The organism is Frigoribacterium sp. CFBP 8759, assembly GCF_014841655.1.
Classification (GTDB): domain Bacteria; phylum Actinomycetota; class Actinomycetes; order Actinomycetales; family Microbacteriaceae; genus Frigoribacterium.
Map to the genome: position 1 here is coordinate 220,734 of NZ_JACYUH010000003.1, position 17,412 is coordinate 238,145.

The following is a 17,412-nucleotide window of genomic DNA, read 5'->3' on the forward strand; positions in this document are numbered from 1 at the left end:
CACTGAGGCCATGCCGCGCATCGGAGCACGGCACGCTCGGCCGACCACGGCCGCTCAACGAAGAGGAAAAGGTGGAACCATGACCACATCTCGACGGCTCCTGGCCGGGTCTGCGGCCCTGCTGATCGGAGCGGGACTGCTGACCGGCTGCAGCACCGGGGGCGGAAGCGGGTCGGACGACGGCACGCTCACCCTCTGGCAGAACTCGACGACCGGCCCCGGCCAGGACTTCTGGACGGCCACCGCGGCCGACTTCGAGAAGGCCAACCCGGACGTGAAGATCGACGTCCAGACCGTGCAGAACGAGGACTTCGACAGCAAGCTGCAGACCGCCCTCAACTCGGGCGACGCCCCCGACGTGTTCCTGCAGCGCGGCGGCGGCAAGCTCCAGGCCATGGTCTCGGCCGGACAGGTCAAGGACCTCACCGACGTCATCTCGGAGGACGCCAAGAAGGACATCAGCGAGGGGACCTTCGGGTCGGGCTCGGTCGACGGCAAGGTCTACTCGATGCCCGTCGCCGTGCTCCCCGGTGGCTTCTGGTACAGCCAGGACCTCTTCGACGCCGCCGGCATCACCGAGGCCCCGAAGACGATGGACGAGCTCGACCAGGCCGTCACCGCCCTGAAGGGCTCGGGCGTCTCGCCCGTCGCCCTCGGTGGCAAGGACGCCTGGCCCGCCGCCCACTGGTACTTCTTCTTCGCGCTGCGCTCGTGCAGCTCGGACGTGCTCGAGAAGGCCGCGACCGACCGTGACTTCAGCGACGACTGCTGGGTCAAGGCGGCCGAGGACCTCGCCGACTTCCGCGACACCGAGCCGTTCAACGACGGGTTCCTCACCACGGCGGCCCAGCAGGGCGCCGGCAGCTCGGCCGGTCTGATCGCCAACCACCAGGCGGGCATGGAGCTCATGGGTGCCTGGAACCCGGGCGTCATCGCGTCGCTCACGCCCGACCAGCAGCCGCTCTCCGACCTGGGCTGGTTCCCCTTCCCCGCCGTCGACGGCGGTGACGGCGAGACCGGCGCCATCATGGGCGGGGTCGACGGGTACTCGTGCTCGGCCGGTGCGCCCGACTCGTGCGTCGACTTCCTGAACTACCTGGCGACCCCCGACGTGCAGACGGCCTACTACAAAGCCTTCAACGCGCCTCCCGTCAACACGGTCGCCCAGGAGGCCGTCACCGAGCCCTACCTGCAGGACGTGCTCAGCGCCTACAACGACGCCCCCTTCGTCTCGCAGTGGCTCGACACCGTCTACGGCCTGAACGTCGGCAACGCGATGAACGTCGCCGTGGTCGACCTGCTCTCGGGTGACGGCACGCCGCAGCAGTTCGTCGACGCCGTCGACGCCGCCGCCAAGAAGGCGTAGAGGTCGGATCGTGAGTCTCCGCGAACCCTCCGTGCGGCCCGCCGCACCCTCGCGGCCTCACGCCACCGCCGGGGGCGAGGCACTCGCCTCGCCCCCGGCGGCCTCCCGGGCCGCGTCCCGGAAGGGGCGTGGCGCCCGCGGCCTCGAGATCGCCCTGCTGGTAGGTCCCGCCCTCGTCGTGTTCCTGGCGTTCGTGGTCTTCCCGATCGTGATGGCCGCCTACTACGGCTTCTTCAGCTGGTCGGGCTTCGGCCCGCCGACCGACTTCGTCGGGTTCCGCAACTACGTCACGATCTTCCAGGACCCGACCTTCCTCGACGCGTTGCGGCACAACGCCACGATCGTCGTGCTCTCGCTCGTGCTGCAGGGCCCGGTGGCCATCGGGCTCGCGTTGCTGCTCAACCGCAAGCTGCGCGGTCAGTCGCTCATCCGCGTGCTGATCTTCGTGCCCTACGTCATCAGCGAGGTCGTCGTCGGCACGGGCTGGAGCCTCATGCTCCAGGGCAGCGGCGCCGTCAACGACCTGCTCACCAAGGTCGGCCTCGGCTCGTTCGCGACCGACTGGCTCGCCGACCCGAGCATCGCGATCTGGACCCTGCTCGTCATCATCACCTGGAAGTACGTCGGCTTCGCCGTCATCCTCTTCCTGGCCGGGCTGCAGGGCGTGCCCGAGGAGCTCAGCGAGGCCGCGGCGATCGACGGCGCGAGCTGGTGGCAGATCCAGCGCCGCATCACGCTGCCGCTGCTCGGACCGACCCTGCGCATCTGGGCGTTCCTGTCGATCATCGGCTCGCTGCAGCTGTTCGACCTCGTCTACATCATCTGGGGTCAGTACATCGCGGCCACCGCCGGGACGTCGACCATGGCGACCTACATGGTGGCCAACGGCCGCACCTCGGGCAGTTACGGCTACGGCAACGCCGTCGCGGTCGTGCTGTTCCTCATCTCGCTCGTCGTCGCCCTCGTCTACCAGCGCTTCGTGCTGCGACGCGACACGGCCGGGGCCGTCACGACCTCCGCCACCACCGCAGGAGAAGAACGATGACCGCCAGCACCCTGCCCGCCCGCCCCCGCGGCGGCACCCCCGCACCCGCGGCGCCCCGGCCGTCGACCCGCAGGAGGCGCGGCATCGCCGACCCCGGACGCGGCGTCGCGTACGTGGTCGCGGTGGTCGTCATCGTGGCGATGCTCGCGCCCGTCGCGTTCATCGTGATCGGCGGGTTCCGCACCAACGCGCAGATCACGACGGACCCGTCCGGGTTCCCGAGCCCGTGGCAGGTCGGCAACTACCTCGACGTCCTGACCGGCGGCACGTTCTGGCGGCAGGTCGGCAACTCGCTGATCTCGGCCGGGGCGACCACGATCGGCACGGTGGCACTCGGCCTGGCCGCCAGCTACGTCCTGGCGCGCTACCGGTTCGCCGGTCGCGGGGTGCTCTACGCGCTCTTCGCGGCGGGCCTGATGTTCCCGATGACCGTCGCGATCACGCCGCTGTACCTCGTGATCCGCGACCTGGGCCTGACGAACTCGCTGGCCGGCGTCATCCTGCCGCAGATCGCCTTCGCCCTGCCGACGACGATCATCATCCTCGTGCCGTTCCTCCGTGCGATCCCCGACGAGATCGAGGAGGCCGCGTTCATCGACGGCTGCAGCCGCCTCGGCTTCTTCTTCCGGATGGTCGTCCGGCTGTCGTTGCCCGGCGTGATCACGGTGGGCATCCTCGCCTTCATCGGTGCCTGGAACTCGTACCTGCTACCGCTGTTCATCCTCAACGACCCGTCGACGTTCACCCTGCCGCTCGGCGTGCAGGCGTTCTCGTCGCAGTACTCGGTCGACACGGCACGGGTGCTCGCCTTCACGGCGCTCTCGATGCTGCCCGCGTTGATCTTCTTCAGCCTCTTCGAACGCCGCATCGTCGGCGGGCTCACCGGGGCGGTCAAGGGATGACCGCCACCGACACCGTCACAGACCAGGAGGCGCGAGCCGACATGACCGACACCGCTCACCGACCGCAGGCCCTCACGGTCGGCGAACCCCGCGCCTCCGACCGGGTGGCGTCGCTGCTGGCCGAGATGACCCTCGACGAGAAGCTCGCCCAGCTGGTCGGCTGGTGGGTCGACCAGGGCGCCGAGAACGTCGCCCCGATGCAGGGCGAGATGGCGACGTCGGGCGACTACGTCGAGGCGACCCGACACGGGCTCGGGCACCTGACGCGGGTCTACGGGACGCGGCCGGTGGACCCCGTCGAGCGCGCCTCCTGGTTGTGGCGCGAACAGCGCCGCCTGCGGGACGAGACCCGACTGGGCATCCCCGCGCTCGTGCACGAGGAGTGCCTGACCGGCCTCGCCGCCTGGCAGGCCGCGACGTTCCCGACGCCGCTCGCCTGGGGCGCGTCGTTCGACCCCGAGCTGGTCGAGGAGATGGCCCGGCTGATCGGCGGGTCCATGCGCGACCTCGGCGTGCACCAGGGTCTCGCGCCGGTGCTCGACGTCATCCGTGACACCCGCTGGGGTCGGGTCGACGAGTGCATCGCCGAGGACCCCTACGTCGTCGGCACGATCGGCACCGCCTACGTGAAGGGGCTGCAGGCGGCCGGCGTGCACGCGACGCTCAAGCACTTCGTCGGCTACTCGACCTCGGCGGCGGGGCGCAACCACGCACCGGCGCAGGTCGGACCGCGGTTCGTCGAGGACGTGCTGCTGCCGCCGTTCGAGATGGCCGTGCTCGACGGCGGGGTGCGGTCGGTGATGAACTCGTACGCCGAGATCGACGGGGTTCCGGTCGCCGGGACGCCGTCGTACCTGACCGAGGTGCTGCGCCGCAGGTGGGGGTTCGACGGCGTGGTCGTGTCGGACTACTTCTCGGTGGCGTTCCTGCAGGTGATGCACGCCGTCGCGGCCGACCGGGGCGAGGCCGCCGCGCTGGCCCTCGAGGCCGGCATCGACGTCGAGTTGCCCACCGGTGACGCCTACCTCGCGCCCCTCGCCGAGCGGGTGCGGGCCGGAGACGTGGACGAGGCGCTGGTCGACCGGGCGGTGATCCGCGTGCTCGCCGAGAAGGAGGAGCTCGGGCTGCTCGACGAGACGTTCGAGACGCCACCGCCGACCGCGATCGACCTCGACTCGGCCGAGCACCGGGCCGTCGCGCGGCGGCTGGCCGACGAGTCGGTCGTCGTGCTGACGAACGACGGCGTGCTCCCGCTCGTGCGGGGCGCGGCGGGGGCCACCGGTGGCGCCGTCGTCGCGGGGACCGGCCCGGCGTCGGTCGCGGTGGTCGGCCCGAACGGCGACAGCGCCGAGGCCCTGATGGGCTGCTACTCGTTCGTCAACCACGTGCTGGCGCACCACCCCGGCGTGCCGCTCGGCATCGATCTGCCGACCGTCGCCGCCTCCATGCGCATCGAGCTGCCCTCCGCCGAGGTGGTCGTCGAGGCCGGCTGCGACGTCGAGGGCGACGACCGGTCACGCATCGACGCGGCGGTCGAGGCCGCCCGGGGCGCTGCGGTCGCGGTCATCGTGGTCGGCGACCGGGCCGGCTTGTTCGGCCGGGGCACCGTCGGCGAGGGGAACGACGTCGAGAGCCTCGAGCTGCCCGGGGTGCAGCGCGAGCTCGTCGAGGCCGTCGTCGCCACCGGCACGCCGACCGTCATGGTCGTGCTCTCGGGCCGGCCGTACGCCATCGGGTGGGCGGTGTCGGGTGCGGGGGCGCCCGCCGCCGTCGTCCAGGCGTTCTTCCCGGGGGAGGAGGGCGGGGCCGCCGTCGCCGGCGTCCTGACCGGCAGCGTCGAGCCGTCCGGGCACCTGCCCGTGTCGTTGCCGCGGTCGGCCGGCGCGCAGCCGTTCTCGTACCTCCACCCGGTGCTCGGCGGGCCGTCCGAGGTGACGAGCGCCGACAGCACGCCGGTGCTGCCCTTCGGCCACGGGCTGTCGTACACCTCGTGGCGACGCTCCGACCTGGTCGTCGACTCGGCCGAGGTGCCCGCGGGCGGCTCGTTCGTCGCCTCGGTGACGGTCGCCAACACGGGCGACCGCCCCGGCACCGACCTCGTGCAGCTCTACGCGCACGACGTCGTGGGCTCGGTCACCCGGCCCGTCGCGCAGCTGCTCGGCTACGCGCGCGTCGCGCTGGGACCCGGTGAGGAGGCGCGGGTCGTCTTCCGCGTCCCCACCACCCGTCTGGCGCTGACCGACCGGCAGCACCGACGGGTCGTCGAGCCCGGGGACGTCGAGCTCTGGGTCGGCGGCTCGTGCGCCGAGCGGGAGGCCGAGGCGACGGTGCGGCTGACGGGCGACGCGTACCCCGTGACGATCGCCGACGAGCGGATCGTGGGCGTCGAGATCGGGACGCGCGCCGGGCGCTGACCCGCGCCTCCTCGGGTGGCCGACCCGCGCCTCCTGCGCCCCGAACCCCATTCACGAAGATGAACCCCGATTTCTCGTGGTTCGTCTTCGTGAACGGGGTTCGTCGCGTCGTGGGGCGGCGGGAGGCGCGGCGCGGCGCGGGGCGGCGGGAGGCGCGGCGCGGCCACCACGGTCAGGGCGCAGTAAGGCGACATGTGTAGCCTTACGGCGAGTCGCGCACGGTCGCGCGACCACTGGCCCGGCGCCGTGTCGGGCCTCACCGAACGAGAGAACCGGAGCCCGTCCCATGGAGCGTTTCACCGACAAGGTCGTCCTCATCACCGGCGGAGGGTCGGGCCTCGGCCGGGCCGCCGCCGTCCGCGTCGCGAGCGAGGGCGCGAAGCTCGCCCTCGTCGACGTCTCGGAGAAGGGCCTCGCCGACTCGCAGGCCGCCGTGCTCGAGGCCGTCCCCGGGGCCGAGGTGCTGACCGTCGTCGCCGACGTGTCGAGCGAGGACGACGTCGCGCGCTACGTGTCGGCGACGGTCGAGCGCTTCGGGCGCATCGACGCGTTCTTCAACAACGCCGGCATCGAGGGCAAGCAGAACCTCACCGAGCGGTTCGGCGCCGACGAGTTCGACAAGGTCGTCTCGATCAACCTGCGCGGGGTGTTCCTCGGCCTCGAGAAGGTGCTCGGCGTCATGCGATCGCAGGGCGACGGCGGTGCCGTGGTCAACACCGCGAGCGTCGGCGGCATCCGCGGCGTCGGCAACCAGTCGGGCTACGCCGCGGCCAAGCACGGCGTCGTCGGCCTGACCCGCAACTCGGCCGTCGAGTACGGCGAGTTCGGCATCCGCGTCAACGCGATCGCCCCCGGCGCCATCTGGACGCCCATGGTCGAGGCCTCGATGCGTCAGATCGACGCCGAGAACCCCGAGAAGGCCGCCGAGCAGTTCATCCAGATCAACCCGACCAAGCGCTACGGCAAGGCCGACGAGATCGCCTCGGTCGTCGCCTTCCTTCTGTCGGACGACGCCACCTACGTCAACGCGGCCGTCGTGCCCATCGACGGCGGGCAGTCCGCGAAGTACTGAGGCACCCGCGGGGCGTCCCGAGTCCCGGCCCGCGCCTCCGCCGGTCGCCGACCCGCGCCTCCTGCCGCCTCGCACCCGGTTCCGAACCATGCACCCCGTTCCTTCTGGGTGCATCGTTCGGAACCGGGTTCTTCGTCGCGCTGCAGGCCGGGGCGGCACCAGGCCGGCAGCGAGGCCACCGGGCCGGCGCGGAGGGCCAGAGCAGGAGGCGCGCCGCGCGTCAGCCGGTCGACTCGCGTTCGTGCACGCGCACGGCTCCGTAGGTCACGCCCGCCGAGGTCGAGCCCCCGATCGCGTCGACCAGGTGTTGGGCGGCCGCCCGGCCGAGCTGTTCGAGGTTCATGTCCACGCTGGTCAGCGTCGGGCGTGACTCGCGGACGAGGACGTCCCAGTTGTCGAAGCCGATGACGGCGACGTCGCCCGGCACCGACCGGCCCTCGTCGCGCAGCGCGTCGAGCACGCCGCGGGCGATGTGGTCGCTGCCCGCGACGATCGCGTCGACGGTCTCGTCGCCCCGGACGAGGAGGCGCGCGCAGTCCCGCCCCCAGGCCTCGCCCCACTGCCCGTACAACGAGGCACCGCCGACGAGCTCGAGCCCGGCGGCCTGCGTGGCGGCCAGCACCCCCGCCGCCCGGTCGCGTGAGGCGGCGTAAGACGACTCGCCGTTCACGAGCGCGATGCGCCGCCGACCCTTGGCGATGAGGTGCTCGGCGGCGAGACGGCCGGCCTGCACGTTGTCGGGGGTGAAGGACGCGTCGGTCGGGTCGGTCGACGGCGCGTAGACGTAGACCACCGGCACGTCGGCGAGGACGGGAGCCGGGGGGCGGGGGTTGGTGGTGCGGCCCACGATCAGGAGCCCGTCGACGCGTCGGGTGAGCAGGTTCTGCAGGTGCAACTGCTCGCGCAGGGCGTCGTCGCGGGCGTCGGCCAGCAGCACCGAGAGCGACCCCGAGCCGAAGGCGTCCTCGGCGCCGAGCAGCACGGGCAGGACGAAACGGTTGTCGAGGTCGCTCGTGACCATGCCGATCGTGCCGGTGCGCTGGGAGTTGAGGGCCTGGGCGAAGAAGTTCGGGGTGAACGAGAGGGCGGCGGCGGCCTCTCGCACCTTGACGCGCGTGCTCTCGCGCACCTGGGCCCGCCCGTTGAGGGCCTTCGACGCGGTCGCCACCGAGACGCCGGCGGCCCGGGCCACATCCGCGAGCGTGACGGGCGCCCCCGTCCCTCGACCACCGCTGCTCGTACCCATGTAGCGAAAATAGTTCACGAACGTGTTGACAAGCAACTGTGCCAAATGTAGCTTTCAACCCGAAACCGGTTTCGGTTACAACTTCTCGACGACGAGACGGTCGCGCACCGGCATCCCCCTGCACCGCGCGGCGCTCTCCGAACGAGGAACCCGCAGCATTCAGAGAGGAATTCCTGTGATCTCGTTCATCCGCAGCAAGAAGACGGCCGTCGCCGTCGTGGGTCTGGCCGCCGTGTCGCTCGCCATGACCGGGTGTGCCGGTGGCTCGTCCGGCGGCAGCAGCTCGGCCGCGTCGGGGACGTACACCTTCTGGGACCCGTACCCGCAGTTCGACGACTCGTCCGACTGGGCGAAGCTGGTGCAGGCCTGTGGCACCGAGGCCGGCGTCACCGTCGAACGCACCGGCTACGACACCTCCGACCTGACGAGCAAGGCCCTCCTCGCCGGCCAGCAGGGCAACTCGCCCGACCTGCTGCTCGTCGACAACCCCGTCGTCTCGACGCTGGCCGAGGCGGGCCTGCTGACCGACACCGACGAGACCGGTGCCGACACCTCGGACATCGAGCAGAACATCCTCGCGGCCGGACAGATCGACGGTGCGACGTACGGGGTGCCCATCGGCGCCAACACCCTGGCGCTGTACTACAACAAGACCGTCCTGGACGCGGCGGGCGTCGACCCCGCGTCGATCACCGACTGGGACACCCTGACCTCGGCCCTCGAGAAGGTCTCGGCCTCCGGCGGGAAGGGCATCACCTTCTCGGCCATCGGCACAGAAGAAGGAAGCTTCCAGTTCTTGCCCTGGTACTGGGGGTCCGGTGCCGAGCTGACCGACCTCTCGTCCGACGACGCCGTGTCGGCGCTCGACCTCTGGACCGGGTGGGTCGAGGACGGCTACGCCCCGAACTCGGTCATCGGCAACACGCAGACCACGAGCTGGCAGGAGTTCCTCACGGGGGAGTACGCCTTCGGCGAGAACGGCACCTGGCAACTGGCCGGCGTCAAGGACTCGGGCATCGACTACGGCATCATCTCGATCCCCGCGAAGGACGGAGGCGCGGCACCGGCCCCCACGGGCGGTGAGTTCCTGACGGTCCCCGTCCAGAGCGACGACGCCCGGTACGGCGTCAGCGAGAAGATCCGGGCGTGCCTGACGAGCACCGACAACCTCGTGGCCACCGACACGACCCTGTCGTACGTCGCGCCGACGAAGGACGCGCAGGAGCAGCAGGTGCAGGCCGACCCCGACCTCGAACCGTGGGTCACCGCCGTCGGCGATGCCAAGGGGCGCACGAGCGACGACCTCGGCACCGAGTACCCGAAGATCTCGGAGCAGCTCTGGAAGGCCGTCCAGAACAGCCTCAGCGGGTCGTCGTCGGCCCAGGACGCCCTCGACGAGGCCCAGCAGGCCGCCGAGTCGGCCACGAAGTGACCGTCCGGGAAAAGCGACCATGAGCACCGACATCCTCGAACGTCGTGAGGCCGTGACCGACGGACGGTCGGGCGGGACGCACGTCCCGCCCGCCGGCCCCGGCCGCCCGAGGCGTCGCCGTCGCCCCGACGCGGGCCAGCTGACCGCCTGGGCCTTCATCGCCCCGGTCGTCCTCTACCTGGCGGTCTTCTACGCCTACCCGTTGATCCGCAACGTCGACCTGTCGGTCCGCGACTACACCGTGCGGTCGTTCATCGACGGCACGGCACCGTTCATCGGGTTCGAGAACTTCACCGACGTCTTCGCCAGCCCGACGTTCGGCCCGGCCCTCGTCAACACGCTGCTGTTCACGGGCGTCTCGATCGCATTCCAGTTCTCGATCGGCATGGCACTCGCGGTCTTCTTCTTCCAGAGGTTCCCGCTGTCGTCGACGTTGCGCGCGTTGTTCCTCGTGCCGTGGCTGCTGCCGCTGATCGTCAGCGCGTCGACCTGGTCCTGGATGCTCAACAGCGAGAGCGGCGTCGTCAACTCGGTCATCGAGACCTTCGGCGGCAGCCAGGTCAACTGGCTCACCTCTCCGCAGTGGGCGTTGACGAGCGTGATCGTCGCCAACATCTGGATCGGCATCCCGTTCAACCTGGTCATCCTCTACAGCGGCCTGCAGAACATCTCGGGTGACCTCTACGAAGCGGCGGCGCTCGACGGCGCGAACGCCTGGCAGAAGTTCTGGCGCATCACGTTCCCGCTGCTGCGCCCGGTGTCGGCCATCACCATCCTGCTCGGCCTCGTCTACACGCTGAAGGTCTTCGACATCATCTGGATCATGACCCGGGGCGGCCCGGGCGACGCCTCGACCACCTTCGCCATCTGGTCGTACCAGCTGGGCTTCGGCTCGACCCTCCCGACCTTCGGCCCCGCGGCCGCCGTCGGCAACCTGCTGATCGTGATGGCCCTGATCTGCGGATTCGTCTACCTGCGCGTGCAGAGGAAGCAGAGTCGGTCATGAGCGTCATCACCCGGACCCCCGCCCCGCGATCGGACGTGCGCCGCGCCTCCTCGCGGCGGGCCGGCCGGCGCAGCCTGGCCACGACCGTCCTCGGCGTCGTCTTCACGGCGATCATGTTGTTCCCCATCTACTGGATGATCAACGTCTCGCTGACGCCGACGGCGCAGATGCGGCAGAGCCCGCCGTCGTGGTTCCCGACGAATCCGACGCTCGACGGCTACGCGGCCGTCGTGTCGGAGCAGCTGCCCTACCTCGGCACGAGCCTGCTGGTCGGGCTCGGCACCGTCGTCGTGACGGTCGCCCTGTCGGCACCGGCCGCGTACTCGCTCGCCAAGCTGCGGCCCAAGGGGGGAGGCGCGCTCAGCTTCGTCCTGCTGGTCGCGCAGATGATCCCCCAGGTGATCATGGCGATGGGCTTCTACGCGATATACCTCAACCTCGGCATCCTCAACGAGTGGTGGGGTCTCGTGATCGCCGACTCGACGCTCGCGGTGCCGTTCGGCGTGCTGATCTTCACCGCGTTCATGAGCGGCATCCCCGACGAGTTGCTGAGCGCCGCGAAGCTCGACGGGGCCGGCTCGTGGCGGACGTTCGTCTCGGTGGTGCTCCCGGTCAGCCGCAACTCGGCCGTCACCGTCGGGCTGTTCGCGTTCTTGTGGGCCTGGTCGGACTTCGTCTTCTCGTCGACGCTCAACAGCGGCGGCTCGGCCCAGACCATCACCCTCGGCATCTACCGCTACATCGGCAACAACAACCAGGAGTGGAACTCGATCATGGCGACCGCCGTGGTCGCGTCGATCCCCGCCACCGTCCTGCTCGTCGTCGCCCAGCGGTACGTCGCCGCCGGCGTCACCGCCGGTGCCGTCAAGGACTGAGTCGGCCTCCCCGAGCCGACAGCGCCTGGCCGACAGGACCGAACCGACATGACCACCACACATCCCGCGAGGAGCACGCCCGTGACCACCATCCACACCTCGACCGCACCGTTCTCGGGCCCGGTCCGGCCCGGCCGGTCGACCCTGACCCCGCTCGACTCGTCCGAGATCCGCCTGACCGGCGGGTACTGGGCCGAGAAGCAACGCCTGAACGCCGACGTCGTGCTGCGCCACTGCGAGGACTGGATGGAGCGCATCGGCTGGACGGGCAACTTCGACCGGGCCGCGTCCCATCAGGCCGGCTGGGTGCACGCCGGCATCGAGTTCGTCGACAGCGAGGTCTACAAGCTGCTCGAGGGCATGGCGTGGGAGCTCGGCCGATCGCACGACGCCGACCTCTCGTCGCGCTACGACCAGCTGGTGTACCGGGTCGCCTCGGCGCAGGACGACGACGGCTACCTGCACACCAGCTTCGGTCGTCCCTGGCAGCCCGCCCGCTACTCGAACCTCGAATGGGGCCACGAGCTCTACAGCTTCGGCCACCTCCTCCAGGCGGCCGTCGCGGCCGAGAGGACCGGCATCGAGAGCGCCCTGGTCGACGTCGCCCGCCGCCTGGCCGACCACCTCTGGGTCGAGTTCGGGCCCGACGGGCGGGTGGCGGTCTGCGGGCACCCCGAGATCGAGGTCGCGCTCGTCGAGTTCGGCCGCGCCCTCGACGAGCCCCGCTACGTCGAGCTCGCGCGCCTCTTCGTCGAGCGCCGCGGCCGCGGCCTGCTGGCGCCGATCGAGTACGGCCAGGAGTACTTCCAGGACGACGTGCCGGTGCGGGAGGCCGAGGTGCTGCGCGGGCACGCGGTGCGGGCGTTGTACCTGGCGGCCGGGGCCCTCGACGTGGCCGTCGAGACCGGCGACGACGAACTCGCCGACGCCGTCCGGCGGCAGTGGGAGGCGACCGTCGCGCGCCGCACGTACGTCACCGGCGGGATGGGCTCGCACCACCAGGACGAGGCGTACGGTGCCGACTTCGAGCTTCCGCCGGATCGCGCCTACTCGGAGACCTGCGCCGGCATCGCCTCGAACATGCTGTCGTGGCGCCTGCTGCTGCAGGACGGCGACCCGCGCTACGCGGACCTGATCGAACGCACGCTGTTCAACAACGTGATGGCCTCGCCCCGCGAGGACGGGCGTGCCTTCTTCTACACGAACACGTTGCACCAGCGCACCGACGGCGTCGCCCCCGACGAGGACGAGCTGAACGCCCGCGCCCTGTCGAGCCTCCGGGCGCCCTGGTTCGAGGTCTCGTGCTGCCCGACGAACGTCGCCCGCACGCTCGCGAGCGTCGAGTCGACCTTCGCGACCAAGACGCCGGCCGGGCTGCAGGTGCACCAGTACGGCGAGTTCGACGTCGACACCACCCTTTCCGACGGCACGCCGATCGCCCTGTCGGTGCGCAGCGACTACCCCTACGACGGCGCGGTCCGCATCACCTGGCGCGACGACACGCGACGCGAGGTCGACCTCGACCTGCGCATTCCCTCGTGGGCGGGCTCGGCACGCATCGAGGCGCCCGGCCAGACACCGTCCGTGCGGGACGGACGCTCGACGACCGTCCGGGGCCGGTTCGCGGCGGGCGACGTCGTCACGGTCGACCTGCCGATGCAGGCCCGGTGGAGCCTGCCCGACCCTCGGATCGACGCGGTGCGCGGCCAGGTCGCCGTTCAGCGCGGCCCGCTCGTGCTGGCGCTCGAGTCGACCGACCTGCCCGACGGCGACGTCAACGACGTGGTCGTCGACACCTCGGTCGAACCGGTGACCACCGAGCGGGGTGCCACGGTCGAGGTGTCACGTCTGGCCGCGGCCACCGCCGACTGGCCGTACGGCGAGCCCGGCGACGCGACCGGCCCGCTCGGCGCGGTCACCCTCGTGCCCTACGCCACCTGGGCGAACCGCGGGCCGTCGACCATGAGGGTCTGGCTGCCCGTCGCCCGGGTCGAGGGCTGACCCGCGCCTCCTGACGTCCCGCCCGTGAGGGCGGTGCGACCCGGTTCCATCCCTCGAAGAAAGCAAAGGAGCTTCTCTGTGAACCGAACGAAGATCACGACGGGACTGCTGGCGGCGACGGCGGTCCTCGCGGCGCTCGTCGCACCGGCGGCACCCGCAGAAGCGGCGGGCAACACGCTCGTCGTCGACGCCTCGACGAGCATCAGGCCCGTCACCCACGTCGGAGCCGGGGGGCTGTACGCCGTGGCGTCCGACACGACGCCGGCCCCTGGTCTGCTGACGCCGTTGCGGCTGAAGCAGCACACGCAGCCCGCTCCCGGCGTGCAGCAGCTCGGCAACGGTGCCACCGTGCCGACCGGCGACGTGCTGAAGACGGCGAACGCGTTCACCCGCGACGGTGCACAGTCGTACGCCCGCATGCCCGACGTCTACCCGGACTTCCCGTACCGCTGGATCAGCTGGCAGGACTGGACGCAGAAGATCGACACGATGGTCGGGGCCCGGGTCGCCGCGGCGGGCACGACGAACATCAACGGCTGGGAGCTGTGGAACGAGCCCGACGGCACCTGGGACACCGCGAAGGCGGGCCCGTTCCTCGACGGGTGGACCCGGACCTACCGCCAGGTGAAGCTGCAGGACACGGTGACGCCGATCGTGGGTCCGAGCTACAGCCGCTACTACCCCGACCGCATGCGCGAGTTCATGGCCAGGGCGAAGGCCGACGGCACCCTGCCGGACGTCGTCGTCTGGCACGAACTGGACGACGGCGGGTGGGCCGACGTCGACGAGCACGTGGCCGACTACCGATCGATCGAGCGTGACCTCGGCATCAGCCCGCGTCCGATCTCGATCAACGAATACGGTTCGCCGAACCAGGTCGACACCCCCAGCGTCGCGGCCCACTTCATCGCGCAGTTCGAGCGCACCGGCATCAAGGACGCCGAACGCGCGTACTGGTACGAATCCGGGACGGTCGGGGGACTCGTCTGGAACAACGCTCCGACCGGGTCGTACTGGCTCTACAAGTGGTACGGCGAAATGGCAGGCTCCATGGTCGACGTGACGCCCTCGGGCGATCTCGACGGGTTCGCCTCGTACGACTCGACCCGCGGGATCGTCAACGTCGCGTTCGGCGGGACGTTCGGTGACAACGCCGTACAGGTCAAGGGACTGGCCGGTCTCGGGTCGCAGGTCAGGGTGACGGTGAACTACACGCCGCGCTCGGGACGCATGGCGAACGTCGCTGCACCGACCCAGCTGTCGAGTACCACCGTCGGCGTCGTGAACGGGGCCGTCACCGTCCCCATCCCGAACCAGGACTACCTCGGCGCCTACCAGGTGGTCGTCACGCCCGCCTCGGGCCCGGCCACGAGCTACCAGCAGACCTACGAGGCCGAGAACGCGACGGTGGTCAACGCGTCGATCCTGTCGTCGTCCTCGGCGTCCAACTCCGGCTACGTGGGTCGCATCGACGGTCTGGGTGACGGCCGGTCGAACTCGTTCGTCGATTTCGTGGTCGAGGTGCCGACGGCCGGCAGCTACTCGTTGACGACCCGCTACGCGAACGGAGGCGCAGCGACGTCGACGCAGGGCCTCGCCTTCAACGGTGGTGCGTTCTCGACGGTGTCGTACGCACCGACGGGTGGCTGGGGGCGGTTCGCCACCTCGGCGGCCACACTCGTCACGCTCAAGGCCGGGGTCAACGTGATCCGTCTGGCGAAGGGTTCTCCGAACTTCGCCGGGGGCACCGGATTCGCCGAGCTCGACTCGATCACGGTGACTCCGCGGTAGCCGCCGGTAGGCCGCCGGGCTCCTGAGAAGGCCCGGCCGCCCGACAGCTCTTCCTGTCGGGCCGGGCGGTGCGTCACGGTCCCGTGCCGTGACGCACCGCCCCTCTGTGGTCGCGACCCGCGCCTCCTGACGCTCCGGCGCCCGGGTCGCGGACCCGGCGCCGAGGACTCGGCGCCGCGGACTCGGCGCCGCGGACGTCAGCGCAGGACGACGATCATCCGCTTCGAGACGCTGGCGGACACGTTGCCCGACCCGGCGTACGACGCGGACAGGACGTACGTGCCCCCGCGGGTGAAGGTCCCCACCGGCACGGTGACGCGTCCTGCTCCATCGGCCGAGACGGTGGCGGTGCCGACGGTCCTGCCGCCCGAGGTCACGGTCACGGTGCCGGTGGGGCGGGGGACGCCGGGGGCCGACACCGTGACCGTGACCGTCGCCGCCTTGTTCTTGGTGATCGCCGTCGTCCCACGGGTCAACGCGCTGGACGACGAGGCCTTGTCGACGGTGACGCCGACGACCGCCGAGTCCGAGCCGGACTGCGTCGTCGTGGCAGGGACGAAGGAGGCGCGCAGCTGGTGGGTGCCCGCCGCGGTCGTCCCCGGCAGGGTCACCGTGGCGCGCCCGTCGGACCCGACCTTCGTGCTGCCGACGACGGCCGTGTCGTCCCGGAGCGTCACCGTCCCGCTCGGGGCCGAGCCGTCCGACGCGACGACCTGGGTGGTCGTCGTGATCGGGGTGCTCGAGCCGTGGGTCTGGCGGGAGCGGTCGACGCTCAGGCGACTGGTCGTCGTCGCGGGTGCGGTCGCGGGCGCCGGGGCCGACAGGGTCGGGGCCGGAGCGGAGGCGGGCACCTTGGCGGACCCCCCGGCGAGGCTCACGTCGAGGACCGCTCCGCCCGACGGGGTCATGGAGCGGACCGACACCGTGAAGCCGCCGTTCGCGCTGGTGAACGACTCGCCCGCGTCGAGGTGCGTGTCGCGACGGCTGGGGTCGCGCCCGGCGTCGAGGCCGACCGCGAGGGCGACGGTCGACACCGTGCTGCCCGCGAGGGTGAGCGGTCGGAGCACCCGGACGCTGCCGGTCGTCTTGTCGCTGGTGAGCGCGCAGCGCGTGAAGCCCGATCCGACGAGGGCGCAGGACGGAGAACGTCCGCCGAACTCCGGGCTGGTGGCGTCCGTCCCGGTCGCGGTGCGGTACTCGACGTAGTAGTCCTGACCGCTGACCGGGTCGACCACCTTGACGGCGCGGCCCTTCGCGGCGCCGTCGAGCGAGGCGACGGTGACCTGGCGGGTCGTGCCCGCCCCGCTGAGCGTGGTGACGTCGGTCAGGTAACCGGCGCGGACCCGCTGGACGGACGACAGGTGGGGGCGGGACGACGAGACCGAGTAGCCCATGATGTCGAGGAAGTCCCCGTACTCGAGCACGGGGCAGGAGGCGGGGGAGTCGGTCGACGTGGCGTACCGGTAGTCGCTCGCGGCCCCGTCGAACGACGTCGTGCTGCGGCACATGCCGGCACCGGCGTGGCCGAAGCCGAGGTTGTGGCCGAACTCGTGCAGCAGCACGGGGACGCCCAGCGTGTTGCCCGCTCCGTACGAGCTGAAGACCTCGCCGCCGTCGCCGCCGACCGTGCCGAACGCGGTCGCCGTCGTCCCACAGGTCTCGCGGCTCAGGACGATCAGGTGCTCGTTCGTGCCGGCCCACGCGTACCGGGCGAACCGTCCGCCGAAGGCCGACGTGTGGACCGTGTTGAGCACCGTGGCCGGGACGCACGACGCCTGGTCGAGCGACCGGGTCTCGATGCCGGCGAGCGTCACGTTCACGGTGTGACCCGACTCCGCCCACCAGTAGTCGTGCAGCTGCGTCACGGCGGCCCGGATCGAGGCGTCGTCGGGAGGCGTGGGGGAGTCGTCCGAGGTCGCGGCCGTCGCCGCGGCGACGCTGACGTACACCGGGTGGTCCGTCACCCCGGTCGTCGGCGACACGTCGTCGTCGGTCTGGGCCCTCAGCAGGGGCGCCGCGGGCACCGTCATCATGTCGCCGGACAGGTCGGCCGAGACGCCCGACGTGGCCGTCGAGGCGGCGGCCGTCGTGGTGGGGACGGTGGCGGCCGGGGCGGGCGACGGGGTCGCGGCCTGGGCGGGGGCGGTCACCAGGACGGTGAACAGCAGGGCCGCGGCGGCGGCGGTCGCCGCGAGGCGGCGGGTCGGGAACGAGGGCATGGCGGACTCCAGGGATCTCGGAGGCGCGGACCGTCACCGAGGG

12 protein-coding genes are annotated in these 17,412 nt (G+C 71.3%); 10 read left to right on the forward strand and 2 right to left on the reverse strand.

What is annotated here, in order from left to right:
• Positions 1-79 precede the first annotated feature (79 nt).
• The 5 genes from IFT79_RS11165 to IFT79_RS11185 all read left to right on the forward strand — a co-directional run bounded on the left by IFT79_RS11165 (position 80) and on the right by IFT79_RS11185 (position 6,799).
• Positions 80-1,366: an ABC transporter substrate-binding protein gene (locus IFT79_RS11165; protein ID WP_192124225.1), complete on the forward strand. Its 1,287-nt coding sequence runs from the start codon at positions 80-82 to the stop codon at positions 1,364-1,366.
• Positions 1,367-1,376: 10 nt separating this feature from the next.
• Positions 1,377-2,411, forward strand: coding sequence for a carbohydrate ABC transporter permease (locus IFT79_RS11170; protein WP_446718860.1), 1,035 nt, complete (start codon positions 1,377-1,379; stop codon positions 2,409-2,411).
• A complete protein-coding gene (locus tag IFT79_RS11175; RefSeq protein ID WP_056047129.1) occupies positions 2,408-3,313 on the forward strand; it encodes a carbohydrate ABC transporter permease in 906 nt (301 codons plus the stop codon). The genes IFT79_RS11170 and IFT79_RS11175 overlap by 4 nt, the downstream gene beginning before the upstream one ends.
• A gap of 41 nt (positions 3,314-3,354) precedes the next feature.
• On the forward strand, positions 3,355-5,727 hold the full coding sequence (locus IFT79_RS11180) for a beta-xylosidase/alpha-l-arabinosidase (RefSeq protein ID WP_192124227.1): 2,373 nt from the start codon (positions 3,355-3,357) through the stop codon (positions 5,725-5,727).
• 286 nt (positions 5,728-6,013) lie between these two features.
• Positions 6,014-6,799: an SDR family oxidoreductase gene (locus IFT79_RS11185; protein WP_043597604.1), complete on the forward strand. Its 786-nt coding sequence runs from the start codon at positions 6,014-6,016 to the stop codon at positions 6,797-6,799.
• 220 nt (positions 6,800-7,019) lie between these two features.
• Here IFT79_RS11185 and IFT79_RS11190 read toward each other — a convergent pair whose 3' ends face one another.
• Complete coding sequence (locus IFT79_RS11190; protein WP_342211828.1) at positions 7,020-8,090, reverse strand: LacI family DNA-binding transcriptional regulator; 1,071 nt, start codon at positions 8,088-8,090, stop codon at positions 7,020-7,022.
• 130 nt (positions 8,091-8,220) lie between these two features.
• On the opposite strand from IFT79_RS11190, the gene IFT79_RS11195 reads away from it, so the two are divergent.
• From IFT79_RS11195 to IFT79_RS16915, 5 genes are all read left to right on the forward strand, one after another.
• The gene (locus tag IFT79_RS11195; protein ID WP_342211829.1) at positions 8,221-9,477 is read left to right on the forward strand and encodes a sugar ABC transporter substrate-binding protein; all 1,257 of its coding nucleotides are present in this window, start codon (positions 8,221-8,223) and stop codon (positions 9,475-9,477) included.
• Positions 9,478-9,496: 19 nt separating this feature from the next.
• The gene (locus tag IFT79_RS11200; protein WP_192124229.1) at positions 9,497-10,483 is read left to right on the forward strand and encodes a carbohydrate ABC transporter permease; all 987 of its coding nucleotides are present in this window, start codon (positions 9,497-9,499) and stop codon (positions 10,481-10,483) included.
• Complete coding sequence (locus tag IFT79_RS11205) at positions 10,480-11,358, forward strand: carbohydrate ABC transporter permease (protein WP_082452497.1); 879 nt, start codon at positions 10,480-10,482, stop codon at positions 11,356-11,358. The genes IFT79_RS11200 and IFT79_RS11205 overlap by 4 nt, the downstream gene beginning before the upstream one ends.
• 48 nt (positions 11,359-11,406) lie before the next feature.
• On the forward strand, positions 11,407-13,359 hold the full coding sequence (locus IFT79_RS11210) for a beta-L-arabinofuranosidase domain-containing protein (protein WP_192124231.1): 1,953 nt from the start codon (positions 11,407-11,409) through the stop codon (positions 13,357-13,359).
• A gap of 78 nt (positions 13,360-13,437) precedes the next feature.
• On the forward strand, positions 13,438-15,150 hold the full coding sequence (locus IFT79_RS16915; RefSeq protein ID WP_342211831.1) for a CBM35 domain-containing protein: 1,713 nt from the start codon (positions 13,438-13,440) through the stop codon (positions 15,148-15,150).
• Positions 15,151-15,347: 197 nt separating this feature from the next.
• On the opposite strand, the gene IFT79_RS11220 is transcribed toward IFT79_RS16915, so the two are convergent.
• The gene (locus IFT79_RS11220; RefSeq protein WP_192124233.1) at positions 15,348-17,369 is read right to left on the reverse strand and encodes an Ig-like domain repeat protein; all 2,022 of its coding nucleotides are present in this window, start codon (positions 17,367-17,369) and stop codon (positions 15,348-15,350) included.
• Between the last annotated feature and the right edge of the window lie 43 nt (positions 17,370-17,412).

What these genes read in the sequence shown, in the direction of transcription:
- IFT79_RS11165 (WP_192124225.1), top strand. Translation starts at nt 80, where the DNA reads ATGACCACATCTCGACGGCTCCTGGCCGGGTCTGCGGCCCTGCTGATC.
- IFT79_RS11200 (WP_192124229.1), top strand. Translation starts at nt 9,497, where the DNA reads ATGAGCACCGACATCCTCGAACGTCGTGAGGCCGTGACCGACGGACGG.
- IFT79_RS11180 (WP_192124227.1), top strand. Translation starts at nt 3,355, where the DNA reads ATGACCGACACCGCTCACCGACCGCAGGCCCTCACGGTCGGCGAACCC.
- IFT79_RS11220 (WP_192124233.1), bottom strand. Translation starts at nt 17,369, where the DNA reads ATGCCCTCGTTCCCGACCCGCCGCCTCGCGGCGACCGCCGCCGCCGCG.
- IFT79_RS11175 (WP_056047129.1), top strand. Translation starts at nt 2,408, where the DNA reads ATGACCGCCAGCACCCTGCCCGCCCGCCCCCGCGGCGGCACCCCCGCA.
- IFT79_RS11205 (WP_082452497.1), top strand. Translation starts at nt 10,480, where the DNA reads ATGAGCGTCATCACCCGGACCCCCGCCCCGCGATCGGACGTGCGCCGC.
- IFT79_RS11185 (WP_043597604.1), top strand. Translation starts at nt 6,014, where the DNA reads ATGGAGCGTTTCACCGACAAGGTCGTCCTCATCACCGGCGGAGGGTCG.
- IFT79_RS11210 (WP_192124231.1), top strand. Translation starts at nt 11,407, where the DNA reads ATGACCACCACACATCCCGCGAGGAGCACGCCCGTGACCACCATCCAC.